The sequence below is a fragment of the Microcystis sp. LE19-84.1B genome, from assembly GCF_027531875.1.
In the GTDB taxonomy this organism is placed as follows: Bacteria; Cyanobacteriota; Cyanobacteriia; order Cyanobacteriales; family Microcystaceae; genus Microcystis; species Microcystis panniformis.
Genome location: NZ_JAPZSR010000334.1, coordinates 1 through 22,056, shown reverse-complemented (window position 1 = coordinate 22,056; position 22,056 = coordinate 1). Strand labels below are relative to the sequence as shown.

The 22,056-nt window shown below is 42.6% G+C and carries 21 protein-coding genes; 10 read left to right on the top strand and 11 right to left on the bottom strand.

Going from position 1 to position 22,056, the window contains the following annotated elements; translation table 11 throughout:
* Nucleotides 1-26: 26 nt before the first annotated feature.
* Nucleotides 27-707 carry a two-component system response regulator RppA gene (gene rppA / locus O9324_RS19010; protein WP_288141032.1) on the bottom strand — a complete coding sequence of 227 codons (681 nt, stop codon included), beginning with the start codon at nucleotides 705-707 and terminating at the stop codon, nucleotides 27-29.
* An 86-nt stretch (nucleotides 708-793) separates the two neighbouring features.
* On the bottom strand, nucleotides 794-1,852 hold the full coding sequence (locus tag O9324_RS19005; protein WP_288141020.1) for a DUF2157 domain-containing protein: 1,059 nt from the start codon (nucleotides 1,850-1,852) through the stop codon (nucleotides 794-796).
* Between the two features lie 280 nt (nucleotides 1,853-2,132).
* On the opposite strand from O9324_RS19005, the gene O9324_RS19000 reads away from it, so the two are divergent.
* Entirely contained in the window at nucleotides 2,133-2,603 is a 471-nt protein-coding gene (locus O9324_RS19000) for a DUF29 domain-containing protein (RefSeq protein ID WP_272079471.1), read from the top strand.
* Nucleotides 2,604-3,519: 916 nt separating this feature from the next.
* On the opposite strand, the gene O9324_RS18995 is transcribed toward O9324_RS19000, so the two are convergent.
* The gene (locus O9324_RS18995) at nucleotides 3,520-4,104 is read right to left on the bottom strand and encodes a PEP-CTERM sorting domain-containing protein (protein ID WP_288141019.1); all 585 of its coding nucleotides are present in this window, start codon (nucleotides 4,102-4,104) and stop codon (nucleotides 3,520-3,522) included.
* Nucleotides 4,105-4,512: 408 nt separating this feature from the next.
* Here O9324_RS18995 and O9324_RS18990 point away from each other — a divergent pair, with 408 nt between their 5' ends.
* Together O9324_RS18990 and O9324_RS18985 are read left to right on the top strand one after the other, a co-directional pair.
* Nucleotides 4,513-4,953 (top strand): Fur family transcriptional regulator, encoded by a 441-nt coding sequence (locus O9324_RS18990; RefSeq protein WP_002731825.1) that lies wholly within the window; start codon nucleotides 4,513-4,515, stop codon nucleotides 4,951-4,953.
* A 58-nt stretch (nucleotides 4,954-5,011) separates the two neighbouring features.
* Complete coding sequence (locus O9324_RS18985; RefSeq protein WP_288141018.1) at nucleotides 5,012-6,658, top strand: DUF3685 domain-containing protein; 1,647 nt, start codon at nucleotides 5,012-5,014, stop codon at nucleotides 6,656-6,658.
* 231 nt (nucleotides 6,659-6,889) lie between these two features.
* Here the strand turns inward: O9324_RS18985 and lysS are convergent, their stop codons facing one another.
* Nucleotides 6,890-8,611 carry a lysine--tRNA ligase gene (gene lysS / locus O9324_RS18980; protein WP_159251394.1) on the bottom strand — a complete coding sequence of 574 codons (1,722 nt, stop codon included), beginning with the start codon at nucleotides 8,609-8,611 and terminating at the stop codon, nucleotides 6,890-6,892.
* Between the two features lie 171 nt (nucleotides 8,612-8,782).
* On the bottom strand, nucleotides 8,783-9,352 hold the full coding sequence (locus tag O9324_RS18975; protein WP_287630025.1) for a TIGR04376 family protein: 570 nt from the start codon (nucleotides 9,350-9,352) through the stop codon (nucleotides 8,783-8,785).
* Nucleotides 9,353-9,736: 384 nt separating this feature from the next.
* On the opposite strand from O9324_RS18975, the gene O9324_RS18970 reads away from it, so the two are divergent.
* From O9324_RS18970 to O9324_RS18955, 4 genes are all read left to right on the top strand, one after another.
* On the top strand, nucleotides 9,737-10,651 hold the full coding sequence (locus O9324_RS18970) for an alpha/beta fold hydrolase (RefSeq protein ID WP_288141017.1): 915 nt from the start codon (nucleotides 9,737-9,739) through the stop codon (nucleotides 10,649-10,651).
* Between the two features lie 150 nt (nucleotides 10,652-10,801).
* Complete coding sequence (gene ispG, locus O9324_RS18965; RefSeq protein ID WP_288141016.1) at nucleotides 10,802-12,022, top strand: (E)-4-hydroxy-3-methylbut-2-enyl-diphosphate synthase; 1,221 nt, start codon at nucleotides 10,802-10,804, stop codon at nucleotides 12,020-12,022.
* A gap of 91 nt (nucleotides 12,023-12,113) precedes the next feature.
* The gene (hisC, locus tag O9324_RS18960; protein ID WP_002768812.1) at nucleotides 12,114-13,160 is read left to right on the top strand and encodes a histidinol-phosphate transaminase; all 1,047 of its coding nucleotides are present in this window, start codon (nucleotides 12,114-12,116) and stop codon (nucleotides 13,158-13,160) included.
* A gap of 101 nt (nucleotides 13,161-13,261) precedes the next feature.
* A complete protein-coding gene (locus O9324_RS18955; protein ID WP_002768810.1) occupies nucleotides 13,262-13,519 on the top strand; it encodes a hypothetical protein in 258 nt (85 codons plus the stop codon).
* Between the two features lie 209 nt (nucleotides 13,520-13,728).
* On the opposite strand, the gene truB is transcribed toward O9324_RS18955, so the two are convergent.
* The 3 genes from truB to O9324_RS18940 all read right to left on the bottom strand — a co-directional run bounded on the left by truB (nucleotide 13,729) and on the right by O9324_RS18940 (nucleotide 17,455).
* Complete coding sequence (truB, locus tag O9324_RS18950; protein WP_288141015.1) at nucleotides 13,729-14,610, bottom strand: tRNA pseudouridine(55) synthase TruB; 882 nt, start codon at nucleotides 14,608-14,610, stop codon at nucleotides 13,729-13,731.
* A gap of 99 nt (nucleotides 14,611-14,709) precedes the next feature.
* Nucleotides 14,710-15,756 (bottom strand): tRNA (adenosine(37)-N6)-threonylcarbamoyltransferase complex transferase subunit TsaD, encoded by a 1,047-nt coding sequence (gene tsaD / locus O9324_RS18945; RefSeq protein WP_288141014.1) that lies wholly within the window; start codon nucleotides 15,754-15,756, stop codon nucleotides 14,710-14,712.
* A 127-nt stretch (nucleotides 15,757-15,883) separates the two neighbouring features.
* Entirely contained in the window at nucleotides 15,884-17,455 is a 1,572-nt protein-coding gene (locus O9324_RS18940) for a hydantoinase B/oxoprolinase family protein (RefSeq protein ID WP_288141013.1), read from the bottom strand.
* 315 nt (nucleotides 17,456-17,770) lie between these two features.
* Here O9324_RS18940 and O9324_RS18935 point away from each other — a divergent pair, with 315 nt between their 5' ends.
* Nucleotides 17,771-17,953, top strand: a complete 183-nt coding sequence (locus O9324_RS18935; RefSeq protein ID WP_002734024.1) for a hypothetical protein — start codon at nucleotides 17,771-17,773, stop codon at nucleotides 17,951-17,953.
* On the opposite strand, the gene O9324_RS18930 is transcribed toward O9324_RS18935, so the two are convergent.
* On the bottom strand, nucleotides 17,954-18,412 hold the full coding sequence (locus O9324_RS18930; protein WP_287630019.1) for a response regulator: 459 nt from the start codon (nucleotides 18,410-18,412) through the stop codon (nucleotides 17,954-17,956).
* Between the two features lie 246 nt (nucleotides 18,413-18,658).
* Between O9324_RS18930 and O9324_RS18925 the strand changes: the two genes are divergently transcribed.
* Both O9324_RS18925 and O9324_RS18920 read left to right on the top strand, forming a co-directional pair.
* Nucleotides 18,659-19,240, top strand: coding sequence for a DUF1997 domain-containing protein (locus tag O9324_RS18925; protein WP_149977709.1), 582 nt, complete (start codon nucleotides 18,659-18,661; stop codon nucleotides 19,238-19,240).
* An 8-nt stretch (nucleotides 19,241-19,248) separates the two neighbouring features.
* Nucleotides 19,249-19,599, top strand: coding sequence for a Rieske (2Fe-2S) protein (locus O9324_RS18920; protein WP_002789933.1), 351 nt, complete (start codon nucleotides 19,249-19,251; stop codon nucleotides 19,597-19,599).
* Between the two features lie 409 nt (nucleotides 19,600-20,008).
* On the opposite strand, the gene O9324_RS18915 is transcribed toward O9324_RS18920, so the two are convergent.
* Both O9324_RS18915 and dusA read right to left on the bottom strand, forming a co-directional pair.
* The gene (locus O9324_RS18915; protein ID WP_288141012.1) at nucleotides 20,009-20,821 is read right to left on the bottom strand and encodes a DUF362 domain-containing protein; all 813 of its coding nucleotides are present in this window, start codon (nucleotides 20,819-20,821) and stop codon (nucleotides 20,009-20,011) included.
* Between the two features lie 15 nt (nucleotides 20,822-20,836).
* Nucleotides 20,837-21,823, bottom strand: coding sequence for a tRNA dihydrouridine(20/20a) synthase DusA (dusA, locus tag O9324_RS18910; protein ID WP_288141031.1), 987 nt, complete (start codon nucleotides 21,821-21,823; stop codon nucleotides 20,837-20,839).
* Nucleotides 21,824-22,056 lie beyond the last annotated feature (233 nt).

Below are 22,056 nucleotides of genomic sequence, written 5' to 3'. Positions count from 1 at the left end.
TTATTCTCATTATCCTTCAGTATTCCCTAATTTTCCCCGAAACGGTAGCCCTTCCCATAGACAGTATTAATTAGAGGTGTTTCTCCGGCCGCTTCGATTTTACGACGCAGCAAGCGCATCAGGGCAGGAACCACATTACTATTAGGTTGCTCTCCTTCTGACCAGAGATGCTGATAAATTTGTTCATGGGTGAGAAGTTGCCCGGGATGGGTCATAAATAAAGTTAACAATTGTACTTCTTTTGCTGATAAACTAATCGTGCGACCGTGACGATAGGCCACTTGATTTTCGCTATCGAGTTCTAAATCAGCACATTTTAATTTACTGCTATTACTAGCTTCAAAATTGGGAGAACGACGCAATAAAGCGCGGACTCTCGCTAATAATTCTCGCAGTTGAAAGGGTTTGACTAAATAATCATCAGCACCGGCATCTAATCCCGCCACTCGATCGTCTATGGTATCCTTAGCGGTTAGAAATAAAACTGGAGTGGTGTCCCCCTGATCCCGTAAATATTGACAGATTTGTAATCCAGATTGCTGGGGTAACATCCAATCGAGAATTAAGAGGTCATAATTATTCTCTCGTGCCAATTCTAACCCCGTCCGACCATTATCAGCAATATCAACGTCATAGCCTTCTCGATCAAGAATTTGTTCTAAGGGTTCGGTTAATTCTTTTTCATCGTCAACGATAAGTATTTTCATAAAAGTAAAAAAGATGGTGTCGGGTGTTGGGGTGTTGGGGTTTTTAGTTGAATCTCCCCATTTCCCCATATACCCATTTTTCCTAATTATCTATCTTTGGGTAATAAATTGCGCCATTCGAGAGGGATATAACTTTCAATAAATCTAGCTAAGGTTGGGTAATGACGCTGATACAAAACTCCCATATAGATAATACCAAGTCCTAGGACGGTTAGGGCAAAGGGAAAGAAAATTGAATCGGCAAAGATACGATAGGAGAGATAGGAAAGATAGGCAAATACTCCGATACCTCCGAAAACCACAAATAATCTTCTTTTTAGTAGGATGGATAATAACATCAATCCCAAGTTAATTAGACAGTACAAAAATCGTTGTGCTTCATTATCATCGATTAGGAGAGATAGACTAAACCAAAACATAATCAATCCGAATAGGTATAGCCAAAAAGCAAAATCTCCCCGACTGCGACGCTGACGTACATCAATTAAATAGGCAGTTATTAAACAGGCAATTCCAAACCAAAAGGATACCCACAGTCTCATTCTCCATGTATATTCGTTCTCTCCAAATATTAAAGAGGTTAAGTCCATTGACATATACCACAGACTAAAGGCAATGGGTGCAGTTAAGAAGGGAAATTTAACAAATCTTAAAGTTATTAATCCTGCGATAATCGTGCCTAATTCCATTAAAAACCAACTGCCTTTAATCCATGTATGGAAATCTCGATAGATGCCTGGATATCCGGCTTGCCAGTATCCTGTCCAGCGTTGTAAACCATAGATTGCTAAGGGAGTCATTGCCACTGCCATGGTAAATAAAAGGCCGCCGGGGATTTTGAGATTTTGCTGAAAATAGAGATTTTTACCGGTGAAAATAAAACAAATTGCATAAAACAGGGCGATAAAAAATAGTCCTGCACCACCGAAACTCTCCCAAGCTTCGTTCATAAACCACCCCAGGGCAGAGATAACAATTAATGCCCCAAAATAATAGGCGACATTAGCAAAATTAAAGCGAGGGCGATTAACTTCATCTTCATGGGGATAACGGGATATAAAAGCCGCCCATAAATTTTCAGCTTGGCTGGCAGTAATTAGGTTTTGTTGTACCGCCCAATCAAAATCTTCTCTTTCTAGTCTCATAATATTCTCTAGTCCTTAAGCTAAGATGTATTTTAACCGCTTATCCTAATGATAAGGGAATAGGGCATAGGTGCAAATGTCAAATCCTGTAATAAAACTTAAGTAGGTAGGCGTTAAAAATTATCAGATACCCCCCTTATCAAGGGGGGCAGGGGGGATCGAACCTAAAATCCATTTTTAATTTAATTATAACCAGCTACTTAATATTTACCGCTAGAAACATCCGAAATCTGCAAAATAGAGTATGATCCAATCTAGATTAACTATTATCGAAGCCATCATGACAACTAAATCAGAACTCTATGAACAAGATTTTCAATTATGGCTGATAACAACAATAGGTCAGTTAGAACAAGGAGATTTTCAGGCATTAGATGTATCTCATTTAGTTGAGGAGTTGAAAGAATTGGGTAAATCAGATAAAAATGCCCTAGAAGGAAATTTAATGATTTTGCTGGCTCATTTACTGAAATTAAAAGTACAATCATCTGTCCCTGAAAGCATGAAATCTAGCTGGTATAGCTCCATTGTCGAACACAGGGAAAGAGTTATCGCCTTACTAGAAAACACCCCTTCTTTGAAATCTCATCTAGCAATCGCCATCGATAAAACCTATCCTAAAGGTCGTAAAATTGCCATCAAGGAAAGTAAATTGGCTGACTTGGGAATTGCGATTCCTCCAGAGGAAGCCTATCCCTTAGACTGCCCTTTTTCCTTAGAACAAATTCTTGACGAAGATTTCTATGCCTGATAAGTAGGTAGGTGTTAAAAGTTGTCAGACACCCCCCTTATTAAGGAGGATCCCCCCGCCTATCGGCACCCCCCTTATCAAGGGGGGCAGGTGGGATCGGCACCCCCCTTATCAAGGGGGGCAGGGGGGATCAGAGGCAAAATCTATCTTCAATTTAATTATGACTACTTACTTAATTCATAAGTAGTCGTGCAAAATTAATTTCTTGGTTAGGATAGGCAAGAGGCAACGGTAAAGGGATTGAGGGAGATTGAGCTAATTTAAGGGTAGGTGGTTAAAATGCGTTCTAGCATAGCTTACAAGCTTTTTTGCCCAACCCTAGTTAATCAGCCTGCAAAAAATAAGTAAAAATTATAAATTTAAGGTAAGTAATTAAAATATTTAAATATTTAGGTCGATTAGTTCAATGTAACAAGTAAGTTATAAGATTTTGATTTTCCCAGAATTTGCCAAAATTTGGCTGTAAATCGGGGTTGCCTACATTTAATAATATGGTATGATCGTGGTATGCTGTGGGCTTAGTTTAAGCATTAAATCTCAAATCAACGCAAAACCAAGGCAATCAGGGGACTATATCGATTCTCTTGCCCAAAAAAAGCCGCCAGTGGCGAAATTTTTTTATGTGACAATTTTTTAAGTTTTGTAAAGGCTATTGACTTAAAGCCAGAATTGTGTAGGTTAAGAAGTTTAGTACAAATGGTCAGAGTCCTTCTCCCTGCTCCGGCGCTCATAGACAGTCTTATACCAAATTTCTAAATCCATGACAGACATCCAGGCTCGAATGCTTGCCAGGCCTGCATTCGTTGTGACACAAATAAAGAAAAATGGTATTAACGAGTAATTTAGACAGTCAACACCCGAACAAGTTGGGTACCAGGAGGAGAATTCAACTCCTGTCCCCCTGTTTTTTGGGATATCAATTGCGCTTAAGGTACTTCAGTCCAGCGCCTAAGCCTCCTAGCACCAGCAAACTCAGCACAGTTGAGGGTTCGGGAACAGGGGCAGGGGCAGAAAAGTTAGAAATCGTCACACTACCCCGTCCGAAGAGGTTGTCCGCAGTGGCAATACGGAAACCGAAGCTGTCGCCAGCTAGGACGTTAAACGTCGATGTCCCGCTCTGAGTTGTACCTCCAGAAGGATTGAGTGGGATAGTCTCTACCCCGTTGACGAGGACAATGAAAGGGTCACAGAAACTATTAGGAAGATTGCTACAGAAAAAATCCACCAAAAGATCCACAGTCGAATAGTTCCAATTAAACGTCACCGTCCCAGCCGCAGCCGCAGTGGTGGTGTAGTCTGTGGTTCCAGAACTGTTAGAACCATTGTTCCCCCCAGTCAGGCTAATAGACGCGGGAGCGCCGCTGGTATTGACCGACCCGTCGGCATTACTATTGGCAAATGTCCAGTTAATGGGATCGTAAGCGTCTTGGAAACCGAACACTGTTGCGGCACTAGCACCAGAAGCAGCGGCTAGGGTGAGGCTAACAGTAGTGACAGTCATTGCGGTCTATGACCGCAATGACTCGAATAATTTTGGCGATTTGGTGGCCATGGCCCTAAAAATAAATTAATGTACCCCTTAAATTTAAGGTTGATCAAAATATTTTTCAAGAGGATTTTTTATAGAAGTAATTCAATCCTATCTATCTATATAGATAAGTCAATGGTTGGTTCTCTTATTCTTTGTGTGATAAGTTCAATTTATATAGTAGCGATCGATCTTTGTGTCCTTTGTGCCTCTGTGGTTCTTTCCACTCATTCGCCTGCAAATCTACTCGAATCTGGCACTGCTGATTTTTTATCTGAGTTTGAAGAGGGGCTGAAAACTGGCGCAATGTGGACACCGATCGAAAGACTAAGCTAAACTGGTAATGACTATGTATTAGGGCGGAGGTCAAGGGATACAACTATGGACAATTTGGAGGTAAAACAAAAACCGATCCGGTGTTTAGAAGATGCGATCGAAAGGTGTCAAACTTTAGGAATGCGGGTTAGTCGTCAGCGTCGCTATATTTTAGAATTGCTGTGGCAAGCGCAGGAACACCTATCAGCGCGAGAAATTTATGATCGTCTCAATCTGCAAGGAAAAAACATCGGTCATACCTCAGTGTACCAAAACCTAGAGGCTCTATCGGGTCAAGGCATTATCGAATCTGTGGAACGCTGGGACGGCAGACTCTACGGCAACATCAGCGATTCCCACAGTCACATCAATTGTCTGGACAGTCAAGAAATCATCGATGTGCATATCCAACTTCCCCCGGAATTAATTAAACAGATTGAGGCATCGACGGGGGTAAAAATTACCGATTATCGCATCGATTTCTATGGCTATAAACAAAACAAATGAGCCAGATAACTGTATAATTGACCCTGTGAATAGTATCCGTTGACAGGCTGCAACTCTTGTGATCGATCGCCCTCTCACCCTAATTATCATCGATAATGACCCGATTTTCCGCTTGGGTCTGGTGCAGGCCTTGTCGCAGATAGAAAATATTAGTATCGTCACCGAAGGGGATTTAGAAACAATTTTCGCCTTGACTCTTAATCCGGCCCCCGAAATTATTATTATTGATCCTCTCTTTGATTGGTCTCACTGTGAAATTCTCCACTCTCGCTATCCCGAAAGTAAAATTGTTCTATTAACCTTTCCTCTCGACTCCCGACAGCAACTAATCGCCAGAGAATTAGGCATCGCAGGTTATATTCCCAAAGGCACAAACCTAGAGCAATTTATCACTATTTTAGGGCAAATTTCCCGGGATGAATCCCACGATGTTGTCCCTTCTCCTCTCACCATTGCTACCCGTGCAAGTTTAGCTCCTAGCCATTGGTTAATCAGTGCTGGCAAAACGGGATTAAATCGCATCGAAAGTGAATTACATTTAATTGATCTCCATCTTAATCAACAGTCTTTATCTGGCTTTGATCGCTTTTATTGGCAGGGAAGAAAACGAGAACTTTTAGCAGCTCTATGGCTAGTCAGAAAACTAATTCCCCTCGAAGGTAGCTATTACAATTCAGCTGCAGTCACACCCCCGGTAATAATTAACAATATCGATCGAGAATTACCAATTTTAAGCCGCGAGCGTCCCCTCTGTGTTTCGGCGGTTTTTGAGTCCACTTTAGCAGTTATTCGATCGCCTTTAATTAATAGAACCAAGATTAGTTTTGAAATTGATGTTTTACAGGATAATCGGCAACGAGAATTATTGTATTTAGTTCTCGATGAAATTCGTAAAAATGTCGATGAGATGAGATATTTACAGATTAGCCGCGGGGAATTAACCAGTCGCTTAAATCTGGTTATTTACGATATATGGGAGAAAGTGACCCGTAAATTTTTAGAAATTAATGCCTCGGTTTATGACGAAATTAGTAAAGGCAGACTTAACGAAATTATTCTGGAAGAAAGAGAAGCAATTCAAACAGAAATCCTCAATAAAATTCCTTTTACTCTTGACTTATTTTCCTATTTAGTGTACGAAAATAGTTTAACTATTGACGGAGTAGGATACCGAGCTAATGCTCCTGAAACCATCGCCAGAGCCGAAATTCTCCTGCAAAATCTCATTCATAATCTTGCCAATGCAGTGACGGTAATTATTCTCAATAACTTCTCGGAATCGGAAAGAATCAAACAAAAACTTTACCAGTCAGAATTTCTCATCGCCAGAAAATTAGCTAAAATCCGCAATGAATTATCTTGGAAATACCGACGGCAACAATATTGGCAAGAACCTAAAGATATCTTTGAAAGTCAATATCAATTATTTCACTATAGCGAGGGAGAAATCCAATCTCTAGCCATTTATTCCCCCCGACAGGAAGAATTAAACAGTTTAACAGGCATACCCTGGTTAGTTTCGATCGCCTTAGAATTAAGAGACTCTTTATCCCCTCGTTTACGCGCTTTTTTTCGGGTGGTGGGTAATGGAGTAGTCTATATCCTTATCCAAGTTATCGGTAGGGGTATTGGTTTAGTAATTCGTGGGGTTTTACAGGGAGTCGGTAACACTTGGCAGGAAGTAAAAGGTAAAAAGGGATCATGAATTATGAATTATGAATTATGAATTAAGTACCTGGTTATAATTAAATTAAAAATGGATTTTAGGTTCGATCCCCCCTGCCCCCCTTGATAAGGGGGGTGCCGATAGGCGGGGGGATCCTCCCTTAATCCCCCCTTAATAAGGGGGCATCTGATAATTTTTAACGCCTACCTACTTATGAATTATGAATTATGACTGATAACTGATAACTGATAACTGAAGTGGCCCTAACTTTTACAATTCCTTGTCAAAACTGTATTTATCGCGAATCTGTCCGACAAAAAACTGTCCTTTCGATGGTGCGGACTGAAAATCTTTATATACTGCCAAAGGTAGATCATGATAAAGATAGATACCACCGTGATTAAATTCCACTTTCAGAATTTTTTTTTCCTCATCGTAGTCAAAAGATTTAATCGCTGTACTTTGACTTTTTAATAAGGGGAAAGCAATCACATCGCGAATACTGGCAGAATCGGTTAATAACATGATCAGGCGATCGATGCCAATTCCTAAGCCTCCCGTGGGGGGCATTCCGTATTCTAAAGCGGTTAAAAAGTCCTCATCAACTCCCTGCGCTTCCAAATCTCCAGCCGCTTTTTTGAGTGCCTGTGCTTCCAATCTTTGCCGTTGATCGATGGGATCGGTTAACTCAGAAAAACTATTAGCTAATTCCCGTCCAACCACATATAATTCAAATCTTTCCACGAGGTCAGTTTTTGAGCGATGGGGTTTAGCTAAAGGGGAAATTTCCACGGGAAAATCTAGCACAAAAGTGGGCTGTATTAGGGTTTCTTCGACTTTTTGTTCAAAAGCTTCATTTAAGAGCTTACCAATGGTTTTACAGTCCTCTGGAACGCCAATGCCGGCATTTTCTGCGGCAATACGAGCCGACTCGAAATCCTCAAAACTATTCAAGTCAACCCCGGTTATTTCTTGGACTAATTCGTGCATAGTCACTCGTCGCCAAGGGGGAGTTAGGTCAATTTCCCTGTCTTGATAGGTGATTTTCAGCGTACCTAAAACATCTTGTGCAGCATTAACAATAATGTTTTCGGTTAACTCCATCATGTCATAATAATCAGCGTAGGCCTGATAGATTTCGATGGAAGTAAACTCAGGGTTATGTTTAGTAGAAACCCCTTCATTACGAAAAATTCGGCCTAACTCGAAGACTTTTTCAAAACCACCGACTATTAATCTTTTTAGATGTAATTCGGTGGCAATGCGGAGATATAACTCCATCTCCAGCGTATTATGATAGGTGATAAACGGTCTAGCATCGGCTCCTCCCGCTTCACTTTGTAGCACGGGAGTTTCAATTTCAATAAAACCTTCTTGGTCTAAATATCTCCGAATAGCAGCAGTAATTTGGGCGCGACGGCGAAAAGTTTGTCGCACTTCAGGATTAACAATTAAATCCACATATCTTTGTCGATAACGCTTTTCTACATCGGTTAAACCGTGCCATTTATCCGGTAGAGGTAAGAGGGATTTGGTGAGAATTTCGTACTCGTTTACATAGATAGATAATTCGCCGCGTTCTGTGCGTTTAATTGTGCCTTTTGCCCCTAAAATATCACCTGTATCGGTCAGTTTAATTACCGTGTTAAAGGCATTCGGCACGGCGGCCATAGTTTCACTAATGCGTTTTTTATCGAGGTATAATTGAATCGTCCCCGTTTCATCTTGCAGGTTAAAAAAGGCTAGTTTACCCATAATTCTTCGGGCAATAATCCGACCAGCAATTGCTACTTCTGTGCTAATTTCTTCCCCCGGTGCTAAGTCGGCGTACTGCTCTTGTAATTGTTGAGCGTGAGCGGTAGATTTCCACTGGTAAGCGTAGGGATTTAAGCCAGCTTTTTGCAGTCCTGCCACTTTTTCTAAACGAGCAGCCCGGATTTCTTCGAGAGTAGAGGAGGGTTGATTTTCAGGATTTTGTGCTTGAGATGCCATCGTTTTCTAAGAGGAACAATTCTGGGAAATTTTTACTTGTTGGGTGTTGGGGTTTTAGGGTGTTGGGATGTTGGGGTGTTGGGGTGTTGGGGTTTTAGGGTTTTAGTTGAAATTCCCCCAGTTCCCCAGTTCCCCAGTTCCCCAGTTCCCCAGTTCCCCTAATAACAGTAATTATCGTCCCATTTCTCGCTTTAATTTTTTCAATTCTTCTTCCATTTCCCATTCTTTAAATTTTAGATCGAGATTATCGTAGTTCGAGCGCTGATAGTCCGATTCTTGGGGTTGAGCCCAAAAAGTGGTTTCCCAGTCACGGGACTGATTTTTAGGGGCTTTTTCGGCTTTAATTTGCACTTCCTGACGACGTTGTTGGACCTGTTGCAGTAACTCTTGGGATTGAGTCAGACGTTTTTTCACCCCTTCCATCCGTCCCCAAAGTTGATTACCCTGACGGAAGAGGGCTGCCTCGCGTTCACTGGCAGCCTTAACCAAGTCCTGCCGTCCAGCGGCCTTAGCCTTATCAATTCTAGCGTGCCAAGTTTGGATATCTTGGGCAGTGGCCAAAATTTGCTGTTCGAGACGTTGACGCTCATTTTCTAGGGCGGTAATCAGTTTAGCAGTATCGCGCTCCTGTTCGCGCAGTTGTTCCACCAGCGCCTGTAATTCTAATTGGGGATGACTTTTGAGAAATTCTTCCAGTTGGGTTTCAAGAAAGCGACTGACATCATCAAATAGATTGCCCATCTGTGCAGTATCCTAAATTTGCAATTAAAGTCTAGGAGCGATTTTAATCCCCCTCTTTTTAGCATAGGCTAGATCAACCCTAGGTTTAAATATATTTGGAAAAAGTAGTACAAAAATGTTATTCGGCTGCGGGTTAGGGACGGGGAAACCCGTATAATAAAACTAAGTAGCTGGTTATAATTAAATTAAAAATGGATTTTAGGTTCGATCCCCCCTTAGTCCCCCCTTGATAAGGGGGGTGCCGATCCCCCCTTAGTCCCCCCTTAATAAGGGGGGTGCCGATCCCCCCTTAGTCCCCCCTTAATAAGGGGGGCATCTGATAATTTTTAACGCCTACCTACTTAGAGTGATATTTCCTGAAAACCTCTTAATTGTTTGACTTAAGTGACAACTTCACCAACTTGGACAGAACGTATCGGTTATCAACGGGATTGGGTGTGGCGCGGTTGGCAAATTCGTTATAGTTTTATGCCAGCAAAAACCCCCCAAGATGCAGATAATCCCCCTTTAATTTTACTGCATGGATTTGGAGCGGCGATCGAACATTGGCGCCATAATATTCCTATCCTCAGCCAAAATCATCGAGTTTACGCGGTAGATTTATTAGGTTTCGGTGGTTCGCGTAAAGTGCAGGTTCCCTATACCGTTAATCTCTGGGTGGAACAGATACACGATTTCTGGCAAACTTTTATAAATAGACCGGTGGTATTAGTGGGAAATTCGATCGGTTCTTTAGTTAGTATGGCCCTAGGGGGTAAATACCCAGAAATGGTAGCCGGATTAGTTATGCTCAGTTTACCCGATGTCAGCCGTCGGCGGGAAATGATCGCCGATTGGTTATTAAATATCGTCACTCCCATCGAAAACTTTTTCACTTCTCCTTGGCTATTAAAACCGATATTTTACTATCTGCGTCGTCCGCAAATCTTGAAAAAATGGACAGGAATCGCCTACGAAGACAAGAAAGCAGTCAGCGAGGAATTAGTACAAATTATCGCCGCCCCAACCCTAGATGAGGGGGCAGCCGAGGCGTTTATTTCCCTAGCACAAGCTGTCAATCATCCCGAATATTGTCCACCAGCCAAGTTAATTTTACCACGCTTAGAAATCCCGATTTTATTGTGTTGGGGCAAACAAGATCGGATGGTTCCCGTCCAGTTAGCTCAGGGTTTTGTCTCCCTTAATCCTAGAATTAAATATATAGAATTTGCCCAGGCCGGTCATTGTTTACAGGATGAATGTCCCGACCGTTTTAACCCAATTTTATTAGAGTGGCTAGAATCCGTTGCTGTTCTTTGAGATGAACGTAGGTTGGGTTGAAGCATGAAACCCAACGTCCGCTCCTGTTACGCTACCCCTAACCCATCCGACAAATAATTGTGCCTCCCTACTTAGAATCCGTTCCTGTTCTTTGAGAGAATAGGGAGAGTGATTGTTGGTGATAGTCCTATGCAAACCTTGGAATCGACGCTCAAACCTCCCGCAACTGCATCCGAATTCGACACCACGATTCACCGACGCAAAACCCGTCCCGTCCGGGTAGGTAGCGTTACCATCGGTGGTGGTCATCCCGTGGTCGTGCAGTCGATGATTAACGAGGATACCCTTGATATAGATGGTTCCGTGGCCGGCATCCGTCGCCTCCATGAAATCGGCTGTGAAATTGTCCGCGTCACCGTGCCGAGTCTGGCCCACGCCACCGCCTTGGCTAAAATTAGGGAAAAACTGCTGGCCACCTATCAACCCGTACCGTTAGTAGCCGATGTGCATCACAACGGTATGAAAATCGCCCTAGAAGTGGCCAAGCACGTCGATAAAGTGCGGATTAACCCCGGTTTGTACGTTTTCGAGAAACCGAAGGCCGACCGCAGCGAGTATAGTCAAGCAGAATTTGATGAAATTGGCGAAAAAATAGCCGAAACACTGAAACCTTTAGTGATTTCCCTGCGAGATCAAGATAAAGCGATGCGAATCGGCGTTAACCACGGTTCTCTGGCCGAAAGAATGCTCTTTACCTACGGCGACACCCCCGAAGGAATGGTACAGTCGGCTTTAGAATTTATCCGCATCTGCGAATCCCTCGATTTTCGCAATCTGGTGGTTTCCCTGAAAGCTTCCCGCGTGCAGGTGATGGTGGCCGCCTATCGTCTCATGGTTAAGCGCATGGACGAGTTAGGTATGGATTATCCCCTGCATTTGGGTGTTACTGAGGCAGGAGATGGGGAATACGGACGAATTAAATCCACTGCCGGGATTGCCACTCTGTTAGCGGACGGTATTGGTGATACGATTCGCGTTTCTCTGACGGAGGCTCCCGAAAAGGAAATTCCCGTCTGTTACAGCATTCTCCAGGCCCTGGGACTGCGGAAAACCATGGTCGAATACGTTGCCTGTCCTTCCTGTGGTCGCACTCTTTTTAATTTAGAAGATGTTCTGCGGCAAGTGCGGGCAGCGACTCAACACCTCACCGGACTCGATATCGCCGTTATGGGTTGTATTGTCAATGGACCGGGAGAAATGGCCGACGCAGACTATGGTTATGTGGGGAAACAGGCCGGTTATATTGCCCTTTATCGCGGTCGCGAGGAAATTAAACGCGTCCCCGAAAGTGAAGGTGTAAGCGAGTTGATTAATTTAATTAAAGCCGATGGCCGTTGGGTAGAACCCTAATTAGTTTTACTGGTAGGGGTTGAATAGATGTCAACCCCTGATAATCAGCTATAATAAAAAGCTTGCTAGAAATTGCCGCCCTAGAGAGTTCATGCTACCTACACGCGATTGTGTTCGTCAAACCCCCGCTTACACTCCGGGAGAACAGCCCCAAACTGCGGGATTTACCAAACTTAACACCAATGAGAACCCCTACCCCCCACCGGCGGAAATTTTTGCCCACCTGCAAGAGCAGTTAGAAAAAGTCCGACTCTATCCCGATCCTATTTCAAAAGAGTTACGGCAAACGGCGGCGGAATTATACGGCATAACAGCTGATCAGATAATCGCGGGTAATGGGTCTGATGATATCCTCAATATCGCCCTGCGTACCTTTGTTAACCCCGGTGAAAGCGTTGCTTTTTTGGATTTAACCTATTCCCTTTACGAGACAATTGCCCGGGTACACGGGGCAAATATTATCGAATTTACCACTAATGATCAATTTGAATTAGCAGGACCGATTATTTGTCCGGAAGCGAAATTAATTTTTCTCGCTTCTCCTAATCCTCCCCTCGGTAAACATCTTGAGCGCGACTATTTAGAAGCAACCTGTGCTAATGCGTCGGGATTGGTATTAATTGATGAAGCTTATGTGGATTTTAGTGATGACAATCATCTCGATTTTCTCTCCCGTTACGATAATGTCATCATTAGTCGCACCATGTCGAAAAGTTATAGTTTAGCGGGGTTAAGAGTCGGTTTCGGTTTTGCTTCTGGGGCAATTATCGAACAGATGGATAAGGTGCGTGATTCCTATAATTTAGATCGCATCGCTCAAACTTTAGCCACAGCAGCTTTAAAACACCATAATTATTTTGAGCAAGTTTGGCAAAAAGTCCGTCAAACCCGCAGCCGTTTAATTACTTCTCTGCGCGAGTTGGGATTTATTGTTTTTGACTCGGAAGCTAATTTTATCCTCGCTTCTCCCCCCCACATTAGTGCCAGTGAGTTATATAATCAACTGAAAGAGCGTCAGATATTAGTGCGATACTTTAAACATCCTCGCATTCAGAATTATGTGCGGATTTCTATCGGCACTGATGAGGAGATTGATCGCCTTTTATCTGCTATTCAAGAGATTATGGGAACAAATTAATCTCGATTTACGTCAGGGTTTTATTAGCACTTGAAACCCTGATAACTTCTCGAAAAAAAGGCTAGATCGATCGGAACAAAGCAGCGACAAACAAGGGTCTAATGGCCTGTCGTTTCTCCCGATTACTAGCCTTGGCTATCAAGATTATTAGTCCGACAAAAGGATTAAATACTAGCGCACAAATTTTTGAACTTATGCAATTTTATCCCCAAGGAATCACAGTTCAAGAATTGAGCCAACGCTTAAATCGTCCCGTTTCTATGCTCAATCTTTGTCTAAAATCTTTGGTCGCTTCTAAAAAAATCGTGGCCAGAAAAAATCATAATCAGTGGGTTTATACTGTTGATAAAAAAGCTTAGTTTATCTGGATAAGCATACTTAAGATGTAGAAAAAGTGTTTATTAAGTACCCAGAGAGAATCAATTATACATATTTTTCCCTTTCCTGTTGCCTCTTTCCGGAGGGTGAATGCAATTCGCCCCTACAATAATATTATTGCGCCAATTGCCTGCGCCCAAAATGTAATATAGACATTTCTATAAAACTGAGATCTACCCATATATTAACCCTATTGCTGAATAACTATTTTAGGCTGTAGGTAGTATTCATCCTCTGCGACAACTATCTCACCAATGCCGAGAAATTGAGCTTCTAAAGACTCCACGGCAACCAGAGAACCAATCATAACATTTGCATCGGTGAGATTAATTTTTCTGCCGTGAAACCAATCGATAACTCTTTCTGACATCAAAGAAATCCAGTCTAGATGTGCCAAGGCAAGGCGAGGCGAAATTAAACCCTCGGAATTAGCCATTAAAGCTTCCAGATTAATACTATCGGCTAATTGAAAACCACAGCTTTCCGTGCGAGTTAAACTGGCTAAAGTGCCACCGACAGCTAACACCTTGCCCAAATCTCTGGCCAGGGAACGGATATAAGTCCCCGATCCACAGTGAATATCTAGCTCTATCTGCGGAAATTCCCCCTCTAACCAGCCTAAAACCGTAATTTGGTCAATTTTGACCTGACGAGGCTCCACTGCGATTATTTCCCCTTTGCGAGCCAATTCGTAGAGACGGCGACCATCCTTGTGAATAGCACTATACATCGGCGGAATCTGGGCGATATTACCGATAAATTCCGCTAAATAAGGCTTAACTGCCTCTAAAGTTAAATCGGCACAGGGACAAGTAGCGATCGCTTTTCCCGTAATATCATCGGTATCGGTGCTGAGTCCTAACTGAATTTTTGCCCGATAAGCCTTATTTTCGGGTAAATAGGGCAGTAATCGGGTGGCAGCCCCGACGGCGATCGGTAAAACTCCCGTAGCCATAGGATCTAAAGTTCCGCCATGGCCGACTCGTTTTGTCTTCAGAATTTTGCGGACTTTGGCCACGCAATCGTGAGAAGTCCAATCAGGGGGTTTATTGAGATTTAAAAAGCCAAACATTATAAATTATGAATTATGAAGTGGGGTGGTGGGGTGATGGGGTGATGGGGAGAATAGATAAAAGCAATCTCCTCAATTCTGAATACTGACGGCTGATAGCTAAAAATCTGACGTATTATATAATTGCATAACTTCGCTTAAAGGTAAACGGGAACGAACACCGATAGAAAGGTCAGAAAAATGACCAAGATCATAATGATCAACGGCAGCGCGAGCAATCATAGCGGCGTTATCGGTACAGAGTTTAAGCGGCGGAAAATAGACGGTTAAATGATGATTTTTGGCGGCAGTTTCCAGATGATTTCTTAAGGCACTATTAGCGGCCACTCCTCCCCCGATTGCGATAGTTTTTAAGCCATAATCTAAGGCACAATTGATTGTCCGACGGGTTAAACTTCTGGCTACCGTATCTTGAAAACTAGCGGCTATATCAGCTACGGGTAAATTATCTGGCTCGAATTTCTCTACTAAGCGCAAAACAGCAGTTTTTAAACCACTAAAACTGGAATCGTAGGCATGAAAACCGCCGGTTGGTAAAGATATTTTACCTTCAGGTAAGGGAAAAGCTTGGGGATTACCATCTTTAGCCATGCGATCGATTATCGGACCACCCGGATAACTTAAGTTTAATAATCGTGCCACTTTATCAAAAGCTTCTCCGGCTGCATCATCTCTAGTGGTTCCTAATTGTTGATATTTACCACAGGCCTGCACATGGATTAAACTGGTATGACCCCCGGAGACTAAAAGAGATAAAAAGGGGGGTTTAAGATCAGATTCAGCGAGATAGGAAGCATAGATATGACCTTCGAGATGATGAATGCCGATAAAGGGTTTATCGTGGATAATAGCGAGGGTTTTAGCTGCTGTCATTCCCACCATTAAAGCACCTACTAAACCGGGGGCAACTGTGGCGGCTATTCCATCAATTTCTGACCAAGTTAAACCCGTTTCTTGCCAAGCTTTTTCTAGACAAAAATTAATGGTTTCTAGGTGTTGTCGGGAGGCCATTTCCGGCACAACACCACCATAGAGACGATGGAGATCAATTTGAGAAGAAACCACACTACTCAACACCTGGTTATTGTTAACAATAGCCACAGCCGTTTCATCGCAACTGGTTTCGATCGCTAAGATAATTGTCATAAATTAATCAGTAAATCGTCAGACACCCCCCTTATTAAGGGGGGATTAAGGGGGAATCCGTCTTTAATTTAATTATAACCACTTACTTAATTTTACTTAGGTACTTAATTAAAATTAAAGTTATCGTTCAGCAATTTCCATAGCCACCACCGCCGGGGGTTTCAATAATAAAAATATCACCAGGGTTCATTTCTATAGTCGCTGTACCGGGCAATTCTTCGATAGTTTCATCGTTTCTTTCCACGGCATTACGTCCTATTTTACCGGCTTTTCCTCCCGCTAGTCCAAAGGGGGGAATCCGGCGATTACCCGACAGAATATTAGCAGTCATAGCCTCTTGAAATTTAATCCTTCTAATTACACCATCACCTCCAGAATATTGTCCCTTACCGCCACTATCTTGGCGAATGCTAAAACTTTCTACTAACACAGGATAGCGCATTTCTAATACTTCTGGATCAGTGAGACGGGAATTAGTCATTTGGGTTTGTACGGCAGCGGTTCCCGCAAAATTTGCCCCTGCACCAGAACCGCCGCAAATAGTCTCATAATATTGGTACTTTTGATTGCCAAAAGTGAAATTATTCATCGTTCCTTGACTGGCTGCTTGAATGCCTAAAGCGCCGTATAAAGCATTAACTATTGCCTGGGAAGTTTCCACATTTCCCGCTACTACGGCCGCCGGATAAACGGGATTAAGAAAACAGCCAGATGGGATAATTAAATGGAGGGGTTTGAAACAGCCAGCATTTAAAGGAATTGCCTCCTCCACAAGGGTACGAAAAACGTATAAAACCGCCGCTCTTGTCACTGCTAGGGGTGCATTAAAATTATTATTTAACTGGTCAGATGTGCCAGTAAAATCAATGGTTGCTTGACAATTATCAATATCTATGCTGATTTTTACCTTGATGACAGCACCGTTATCCAGATAATAAGTAAATTCACCATCTTTGAGGACAGATATGGCTTTTCTAACTGCTAATTCGGCATTATCTTGAACGAACTGTTGATAGGCTTTAACCATAGCTAATCCGTAGCGATCAACCATATTATGTAATTCTCTTTCTCCCTTGGCATTAGCGGCTATTTGTGCTTGAAAATCGGCAATATTTTGGGCGATATTGCGTGCTGGAAAAGGACTATTAGTTAAGTGATTAATTAATTCTTTTTCCTGAAACTGTCCCGCCGCTACCAGCAAAAAATTATCGAATAAAATTCCTTCTTCGCTAATATGGACAGAATGGGGAGGCATAGAACCGGGAGTAATGCCACCGATATCAGCTTGATGTCCCCGGGAGGCAAGATAAAATAATATTTCCTGATTTTGGCGGTCAAAAATAGGACTAATTACTGTGACATCTGGGAGGTGAGTACCGCCATTATAAGGATTATTAGCTAGATAAACATTCCCTGGACGAATCGTCTCCCCTTTATCCTGAATTAAGCTTTTAACACTATCGGCCATAGAGCCTAAATGGACGGGAATATGAGGAGCATTAGCGATTAAATTTCCCATCTCATCAAAGATAGCACAGGAGAAGTCTAGGCGCTCTTTAATATTGACACTTGCTGCCGTATTTTGGAGAGTAATCCCCATTTCTTCGGCAATAAATTGATAGAGATTTTTAAAGATTTCTAGATAAATAGGATCGGCAACGGTAGTTATTTCTGTGCGGTGAGAATTGAGAGGGGACATAGGAAAATCAGTTATCAGTGATCAGTTATCAGGTGCATCTCATTTAAAGAGGGCGAATGCAATTCGCCCCTACAATAATATATATTATTGCGCCAATGGTAGGGGCGCACTGCGTGCGCCCAAAATGTCATCTAGATATTGATCCAAAATTGAGATGCAGCCTCAGTTATCAGTTAGCTGTCTCTTGTCTTTTTTTATCCTCCTGTCTCGGAGTTTACTGTCTCCTCACCCAAAAGAAGATTTTTGATTTTTGCAGGAGAGCCACTGATAGGGGCTGACTGAGATATAATCGCAGTCAGTACCAGAGGGTGAATTATGGATAAAACCAGCTTGATCGATAAAGTGAAACAAATGGCTAATAAACGCGATTATTTACTGCAATTGCGCGATAAACCCGACATTGGCGGACTGAGATTAGATGTTAATCAAGCTCTTGAGGAGTTGGATGAATTACTCGATGAGTTTCAAGCAACTTTTCCTGAAGAAAAACTTAGTTAACTATCCGACTCGACGGAATTGAGATTTGTCCGATTGTGCTAATTTTCCCAAGTCATCGATCGCTTTGATCAGAGCTTGGGAAGATATATCTTTAGAGCAGTATAGGTCAAAAGCTGTACTTTGATTATTTTTTTCCATTGGAAGCTTTGGCAAGGAACTATAGGCAATAATGCGAATATAAGGGTCGAATTGTTTGATTTGAATAGCGGCGCTGTGTCCATCTAAGACAGGCATCCCTATATCTAAAATAATTACATCTGGTTGACAACTTTTCGCCAAGTCGATCGCCTGTTGACCATTAACTGCAATTCCCACCACCTGACAATGCTGCTGCTGGGAAATTAAAATCTTGAGTCCTAAACAGGTTAGCTCGTGATCGTCGGCAATTAAGACTTTAATTGACTCTCTGGGCCTCATTATAATCATTTTCCTGTCCCTAGAGATCTCACTTGTCATCATTGTAGAGCCTGTTAGTCTTTTGGCCTTAACTTCCCTTCTTCTCTCTCCCTTCTCCCTTCTCCCTTCTCCCCCACTGTTGACTTAAAACCCCCCACTGATCACTGATCACTGAAAAAAGCCCAACTTTGGGCAAAAATCTGGTTTGTGTCCCCTCTTAGCGGTAAAATTTCTACATCTGGACCGTCGAAAAGCATAAGTTTTGTAAAGTAAAATTAAGAAGGGAGACAAATTTAAGATAACCAACGTATGGAAGTAACTTTTACCGCTGCCGAATCCCTAGAAATTGTTGTTGCTGAACAAACCATCCCGATTCAGCATTATCTGCGTCAACCGCAAAGATTAGTACAGGCTATCGTTGAGACTAGCTTAACAGAACACTTGTCCGAGAATCGGTTTCGCCTAAAAATGCGTCCCCTAAACTTTTTGGATTTGTACTATTTTCAGCCCACGGTTATCCTCAATGTCTGGGCCACCTCTGGGGGGACGATATTTTTGCAATCAGAAGACTGTCAGATCAAAGGTATTGATTATATCAACGATCGCTTTAGCCTCAATGTTAAAGGCAAACTCGCTCCTGTGGAAAAAAATAATCAAACCTATCTAGCGGGAAAAGCCAATCTTGAGGTGAAAGTCGCCCTACCACCACCATTATGGTTAACCCCGCGTCCCTTGTTAGAAATCACTGGCAATAGTCTCTTAAAAGGGGTTTTATTGCGGATTAAACAGCGTTTAATGAGTCAATTGTTGCAAGATTACCAACAATGGGCTAAACAGGACATTATTGCCCAAAATTACCCCGAAACCATTCTTGATCTCTCCCTTAGTTAAATAAAAATATGAGTTGGACAAAAGTATTATCTGTAGATTCCCTTGCCCCCGGCGCTCGTCAAGTGGTAAAAGTGGGGGAAAATTCCATTCTCTTGATTAACAATAACGGTCAATTCCACGCCGTCGGCAATCTTTGTCCTCATTTAAAATTATCGATGACGAAGGGCAAAATTACCGAGGATGGCGCGATCGTTTGTCCCTGGCATCGTAGTTCGTTTGATCTCTGTAGCGGTGCTGTCAAAGATTGGATTACCTGGCCCCCTGTGGTTAACAAAGCGATGGCGGCAGTTTCTCAACCCCAAGCTTTACCAGTTTATCCCCTTCGCATCGAAGACGGCAGCATCTGGATAGACGCATAACCGCTCACCGAGGGGGGGTTTTGGGCAACCTAAAGAGCAGTTCACTCGACAATGGGGTAATCTTGGAGAATGCCAAACGCACCTCGCTCGCTTCCGTAAAAACCCAGTTAGGGACTTGCGTGGGAATAATATCCCAATCGATTGGAGGGCGCAAGCTTTGCGCCCCTACAGTAACGGATTTTGTCCACAATGTAGGGGCGAACTGCGTTCGCCCAAAAGGTACATTATCAAAGCGCAAGTCCCTTATGGATTGTTCCCCCCCGCTCCGGTGATCCCCACTCTCCTATACTTTTACTGACTATGAAATCCCGTCATGTCAGCCTAGGATCGGACGGCTTTGCAGTATAAATAATAAGCTGGATATTATTTAATACAAGTGTTTGCCTATTTTAGCCGATAATTATTAACCCTAATTGGTTCCGTTTAAAAGTTGAGAACGAAGCAAATCGATCGCATCTAAATAACTTGGCATCGGTTCATCACCTAACAGACAAGCACTGCGATCCACGCTAATCATATCATCACCCCAAAACACCTGACCCAGGGGAATAGATTTTCCCCGATCGGGTCGCCAATTACTACTAAAATATTTAAGATTAGCGTCCACCACTGCCCCATCAAAAAGATGACCGATACAAAAATAAACATCTTGTAAAATTAGCGGTACGGAGGGGCGATGTAATTGCCCCCGCGAGTTGGGACTGCGGGCTTTATAATGACTACGGGGAAAGAGTCCATAGAGATTTTTTAAAGAAGCAGAAATCAGGGGTTTATCCTTTAAATGGGTGCGTTTTAAGGTTCCAATCGTGATCCGACAATCCACTTCTTCGATAATTTTAGGGGCAAACATCGAGGGAAAACGGACAGGAAAAGGGGAAAGATTCGGATATTCTTGCTGGGGTAAACTATCAGCATCAAGAATGGTTATTCCAGTATCGAGAATAGATTTTACCCCCAAAATATCGATAATTTCTCTCAAAGAAATAGCAGAACAAACTCCCTCTAATAAGATAATTTCTGCCCCTGGATTTACCCCTCTCAATCCTCGCAAAACTTGACTTAATACCGGCAGACTAACCGTTACCGGTGGTGGCACAGGATAACCTAAATTAGGTTTAATTAAAATACGTTTAGCTGTGATAGCTGCCGGGGGAGGTTGATAAACAAAATCCGCCATAGCTGAATTTTTTACCCCGGCAGTAATTGAGGATTGGGTAATCATAGAGAGGAAAATAAATCAATGGGAATTAGCCAGATCATTTAGGGAATTTACCTGCTGTAAAGCTTGCCAGATTACCCCAGAATCGGCCCCAGGAAAATGGCTATTTTCACTAATATAACGCTTCCAGGCCTTAGTTCCGGGCTGACCGGCAAAAAGCTGTAAAAGATGTTTGCTGATCTGGTGTAATTTATAACCTTTACTCACCCACTCATCGATGTAGGGAAGCATTTTTTTGATTACTTCTTCCCGGGTAGGAGGAGTAACCGATTCCCCATAAAAATCTCGATCGACTGTGGCAAATAAATAGGGATTATCGTAGGCTGCCCGACCGATCATAACTGCATCTACTAATTGTAAATGTTGTCTAGCCTGTTCTAAATTAATGATACCGCCATTAATTTCAATAAACAAATGGGGAAACTGATTTTTTAGGCGATAAACATCATCGTAACGCAGGGGGGGGACAGTGCGATTTTCCTTGGGACTTAATCCCTGTAACCAAGCTTTCCGCGCATGGATGGTAAAACGTTGACAACCCGCATCCGCGACAATACGGACAAAATTGGCCATATTTTCGTAACTATCCTGATGATCAATGCCAATTCTCTGTTTTACAGTCACGGGAATCGATACAGCTTGATTCATTGCCGATATTCCCCTAGCGACTAATTCCGGGTTAGCCATCAAACAAGCGCCGAAATTGCCCTCTTTTACCCGAGAACTAGGACAACCCACATTGAGATTTACCTCGTCATAACCCATATCTTCGGCTATTTTAGCGCATTCTGCCAAAAGATAGGGATTATCACCCCCTAACTGCAAAGCTAGAGGTTTTTCTGCTAGGGAGAACCCCAGCAACTTATAGTGATCGCCGTGTTTAATCGCCATCGTCGTGATCATTTCCGTGTAGAGAAGGGGACGACGGCTAATTTGTCGCAAAAAATAGCGAAAATGGCGATCGGTATAATCCATCATCGGCGCCACACTTAAAATACTGCCCATCTTTCCCTTGATTTTTTCGCTGATCGGGACATTCTCTGGTGAACCCCAGAGAATAACCAGTCTTCCTCTCAACATATTTTAAAGCTTTTTGGTAAGTAGGTAGGCGTTAAAAATTATCAGACACCACCCTTATCAAGGGGGGACTAAGGGTAGGGTTGATTCATGAATCAACCCTACTATGAATCAACCCTAGGACTAAGGGGGGATCGAACCTAAAATCTATTTTTAATTTA

Coding starts and splice junctions, on each gene's coding strand:
- rppA (WP_288141032.1), bottom strand. CDS start 707: ATGAAAATACTTATCGTTGACGATGAAAAAGAATTAACCGAACCCTTA.
- O9324_RS19005 (WP_288141020.1), bottom strand. CDS start 1,852: ATGAGACTAGAAAGAGAAGATTTTGATTGGGCGGTACAACAAAACCTA.
- O9324_RS19000 (WP_272079471.1), top strand. CDS start 2,133: ATGACAACTAAATCAGAACTCTATGAACAAGATTTTCAATTATGGCTG.
- O9324_RS18995 (WP_288141019.1), bottom strand. CDS start 4,104: ATGACTGTCACTACTGTTAGCCTCACCCTAGCCGCTGCTTCTGGTGCT.
- O9324_RS18990 (WP_002731825.1), top strand. CDS start 4,513: ATGGACAATTTGGAGGTAAAACAAAAACCGATCCGGTGTTTAGAAGAT.
- lysS (WP_159251394.1), bottom strand. CDS start 8,611: ATGGCATCTCAAGCACAAAATCCTGAAAATCAACCCTCCTCTACTCTC.
- O9324_RS18975 (WP_287630025.1), bottom strand. CDS start 9,352: ATGGGCAATCTATTTGATGATGTCAGTCGCTTTCTTGAAACCCAACTG.
- ispG (WP_288141016.1), top strand. CDS start 10,802: ATGCAAACCTTGGAATCGACGCTCAAACCTCCCGCAACTGCATCCGAA.
- hisC (WP_002768812.1), top strand. CDS start 12,114: ATGCTACCTACACGCGATTGTGTTCGTCAAACCCCCGCTTACACTCCG.
- O9324_RS18955 (WP_002768810.1), top strand. CDS start 13,262: ATGGCCTGTCGTTTCTCCCGATTACTAGCCTTGGCTATCAAGATTATT.
- truB (WP_288141015.1), bottom strand. CDS start 14,610: ATGTTTGGCTTTTTAAATCTCAATAAACCCCCTGATTGGACTTCTCAC.
- tsaD (WP_288141014.1), bottom strand. CDS start 15,756: ATGACAATTATCTTAGCGATCGAAACCAGTTGCGATGAAACGGCTGTG.
- O9324_RS18940 (WP_288141013.1), bottom strand. CDS start 17,455: ATGTCCCCTCTCAATTCTCACCGCACAGAAATAACTACCGTTGCCGAT.
- O9324_RS18935 (WP_002734024.1), top strand. CDS start 17,771: ATGGATAAAACCAGCTTGATCGATAAAGTGAAACAAATGGCTAATAAA.
- O9324_RS18930 (WP_287630019.1), bottom strand. CDS start 18,412: ATGATGACAAGTGAGATCTCTAGGGACAGGAAAATGATTATAATGAGG.
- O9324_RS18925 (WP_149977709.1), top strand. CDS start 18,659: ATGGAAGTAACTTTTACCGCTGCCGAATCCCTAGAAATTGTTGTTGCT.
- O9324_RS18920 (WP_002789933.1), top strand. CDS start 19,249: ATGAGTTGGACAAAAGTATTATCTGTAGATTCCCTTGCCCCCGGCGCT.
- O9324_RS18915 (WP_288141012.1), bottom strand. CDS start 20,821: ATGATTACCCAATCCTCAATTACTGCCGGGGTAAAAAATTCAGCTATG.
- dusA (WP_288141031.1), bottom strand. CDS start 21,823: ATGGGCAGTATTTTAAGTGTGGCGCCGATGATGGATTATACCGATCGC.